A 3,323-nucleotide genomic window follows, 5' to 3' on the forward strand; every position below is an offset into this window, starting at 1 on the left:
AATTGTTCCATAATAGTAAGCTGCTTTAACTTTTTGTCCGGCTAACGTTTAACACCAGTAAGGATTAACCACAAACAATAACCGAGCCATCAAGCGTGATGCCTGGCTTTGGACTGTGCCGCCCAGATGCCTGTAGACTCTACCCATTCCAAAGCGGTATCTGCTTGGTCGCACAGCAGGTTCACATGGCCCAGCTTTCGCTTCGCTTTGATTTCGTGCTTGCCATACAGATGAATTTTTATCGCTAATCCCGGAACTTCCTCCGTCTGAGCGCTCATCCAATCGAGCAGCGGCTGCACGTGCTCGCCAAGCACATTAACCATGACAACGGGCTTCAGAAGCTCCGTAGAGCCAAGCGGCAGGTTGCAGATAGCGCGGACATGCTGTTCGAATTGCGAAGTGGCACAGGCCTCCATCGTATAATGGCCGGAATTATGCGGCCTCGGCGCCAGCTCGTTGACAAACAATTCTCCATTCGCACCTAGGAACATCTCCACTGCCAGCAGGCCAACGACCTGCAAATGCTCGGCAATTTGCCGGGCCATAGCCTGAGCTTTGCGCTCTGTCTCGGCATTGATCCGCGCAGGTACGATGGACAAGTGCAGAATATTGTCCACATGGACGTTTTCCGAAACGGGGAATACCCTGATTTCCCCACGCGCATTCCTAGCAGCTATAACCGAGATTTCTTTCTCGAATGCGATAAATTTCTCCAGCACCAGCTCCACGCCAGGAGCGGCGAGCTCAGCGAAGGCGGCTTCCGCTTCCCTTCTCTCGCGGATTACCCTCTGGCCTTTGCCGTCATATCCTCCCGTAGCGGTCTTCAATACACAGGGCAGACCCAGCCGGGAGATAGCTTGTTTAAGCTCCGCAGCCGAGCCTGCTGCTTCGTAGGGAGCCACCTTCACTCCCGCCTGTTCAATCGCCTGCTTCTCTCTAAGCCGATGCTGGGTAATGTATAAGAGCCTGCTGCCCTGCGGAACATAAGACGATGATTCGAGCATTTGCGCTACTCCCGCATTCACATTCTCAAATTCATACGTAATGACATCAGATAGATGCGCAAGCTCTGCTGCAGCCTGCTGATCATTATAAGCGGCTACTACTTGCTTGTCGGCGACCTGGCCGCAAGGGCTGTCCTCCGTTGGGTCCAGCGTAACAAACCGGTAACCCATATGGCGACCGGCTAACGTTATCATTCTTCCCAGTTGTCCTCCCCCGAGCAAGCCAATCGTGCTGCCGGGTAAAATCATCTTTTGCTGTATATTCATAGCAGTTCACTGCTTTCTATAACCGTTTGACGTAGTCGATCGCGTCTCGCCGCAATCCTTGCCCCAAGCTCTGGATCAAAGGCTCCTAACATTTGTGCTGCCAGCAATCCGGCATTAGCCGCGCCAGCCTGTCCTATTGCTACCGTGGCAACCGGTATCCCTGCCGGCATTTGTACAATGGACAATAAAGAATCAAGCCCATTCAATGCTTTCGACTGCACCGGTACTCCGATGACCGGCAGCTCCGTCTTGGAAGCGACCATTCCCGGCAGATGCGCTGCCCCTCCGGCTCCAGCAATTATGACCTTCAATCCTCGTTTCGCGGCTGAAGAGGCATAGTCAAACATTAAATCAGGGGTGCGGTGAGCTGAAACGACCTTTTTCTCATAACTTACGCCTAGTTCATCCAGCATCTCACATGCTTTCTTCATAGTTTCCCAATCCGACTGACTGCCCATGATGACTCCAACCTGAATTGACAAGACTACCCCTTCTTTCATTATAAGTACGATCTATTTAAGACCTCTAAAAAAAGAAAAGCCCCGATATCGGTATAAAACCACCTTATCCGCGGGACACAAGAAGCCATTGCCTTGCAGAGCCATGGCCAAGCCATAGATGCCCTGTCCGATTAGCTAAAAACCGGCAGCAAAATGAATTCTCGTAGTCCAAAAGTTTACGGTTTTTGGGTAGAGACTTACGGGCCATATCCCCGAAATTATACGAGTATCGGTAACTGAGTTCTATCCAATTATTCATGTTAGCTTTTTCATCTTCATTCTAACAGGAGCTAACAACAACTGTCAACGAAAAGGCGAACAATTAGTTTCGCAACAAGCGGAAAGTTCGTTTTTTGTTCAACGCCCTTCAATGTTTGTGTAATTTTTTCTTTAATTTTCTATTTTCTTGGAATTAGGACAATTTAACGGCTTCGTTTTTAACGTAATTAACGTTATTTCAGGCTTGCACCAAAAGCGAATAGGAAACACGCTTAGACCAATACCCCGGTTAGTATACAACATAAGCTCTCCCTCCTTCAATGGATAAAGCCCATTAACATACTTTCTCCCATATAAAGGGGCGGTCAAATGACCTATTCCCGGAAGTCTCACCTGCCCTCCGTGACTATGCCCGGAAGCTTGAAAAGAGACAGGGAAATCGTTACTAATGCGATCAGCAAAATCCGGCGCATGAGAAAGCAGGATAATAAATTCATCTTCCTTTAGAGGATGCAGCGCTTTATGCAAATCAGGCCGACCTTTGACCATATCATCGACCCCCGCAATACGAATCGCCTGATCTCCACGATGAATAAAGGTTGACTCGTTAAGAAGCATGGTGAAATCCGCTTGTCTGTACATGTTGCGCATTCGTCCCGGAGAATCGTAATAGTCATGATTGCCCAGCACAGCATATTTTCCGAGAGGCGCCTTAATCATTCGCAATGCCGATATAACCTGTTCTCGCTCTGTCATTTTTTTGTCGAATAAGTCCCCTGTGAAGCAAACAAGATCGGGCCGGAGAGGATTTATACTTTGCTTAATAAGCGAGGCTAGATCGCGGGAATAATAATAATGGCCCAGATGAACATCACTAAATACCAAAACTCGCGTGCCATCAAATGCCTCAGGAAGATGGGAGTAGCTTAACTCGATGGAGGTCAACTCGACCCAGTTTTCCCCTTTATATCGGGCTCGGGTATAGGCCGCTGCGGGTAAAAGCAGCATCCTCTCTATCATAACACTAACAGCCTCCACAGCTCGCCTCATGGTTAATCCCCCATTCCGCCTTCATTACCTGATAAATCGAGCGTGCCCTACGGATATATTCCATGGAGATAACGGCGGAACTACCGATCAGCACCTATTATTTGTACTTCTCTAACCAGTATACAAGCTGCCTGGAAATCTAGCCACAAAACAGCGGGCTGCCCCACAAAGCGGAAAGCTGGGCATAAAGGCTCTAAGCTCTTTTTCAAGACCTCTCCATAACAATTCCGGAATAAAAAAGAATACCCACCGAACTTTATGTTCAATGAGTATTCCTTGGTAC

Annotated in this window: 3 protein-coding genes and 1 riboswitch; all 3 genes read right to left on the reverse strand. The window is 48.5% G+C overall.

What is annotated here, in order from left to right; genetic code table 11:
- Window positions 1–89 precede the first annotated feature (89 nt).
- On the reverse strand, window positions 90–1,271 hold the full coding sequence (gene purK / locus PSHG_RS10725; protein WP_010272657.1) for a 5-(carboxyamino)imidazole ribonucleotide synthase: 1,182 nt from the start codon (window positions 1,269–1,271) through the stop codon (window positions 90–92).
- Window positions 1,268–1,753, reverse strand: coding sequence for a 5-(carboxyamino)imidazole ribonucleotide mutase (gene purE / locus PSHG_RS10730; RefSeq protein WP_010272659.1), 486 nt, complete (start codon window positions 1,751–1,753; stop codon window positions 1,268–1,270). Before purE ends, purK begins: the two co-directional genes overlap by 4 nt.
- A gap of 162 nt (window positions 1,754–1,915) precedes the next feature.
- A riboswitch (purine riboswitch) is annotated at window positions 1,916–2,017 on the reverse strand.
- 144 nt (window positions 2,018–2,161) lie between these two features.
- Entirely contained in the window at window positions 2,162–3,040 is an 879-nt protein-coding gene (locus tag PSHG_RS10735) for a metallophosphoesterase (protein ID WP_042121680.1), read from the reverse strand.
- Window positions 3,041–3,323 lie beyond the last annotated feature (283 nt).

Source organism: Paenibacillus senegalensis JC66 (genome assembly GCF_000285515.1).
Lineage (GTDB): Bacteria > Bacillota > Bacilli > Paenibacillales > NBRC-103111 > Paenibacillus_L > Paenibacillus_L senegalensis.

Coding starts and splice junctions, on each gene's coding strand:
- purK (WP_010272657.1), bottom strand. CDS start 1,271: ATGAATATACAGCAAAAGATGATTTTACCCGGCAGCACGATTGGCTTG.
- PSHG_RS10735 (WP_042121680.1), bottom strand. CDS start 3,040: ATGAGGCGAGCTGTGGAGGCTGTTAGTGTTATGATAGAGAGGATGCTG.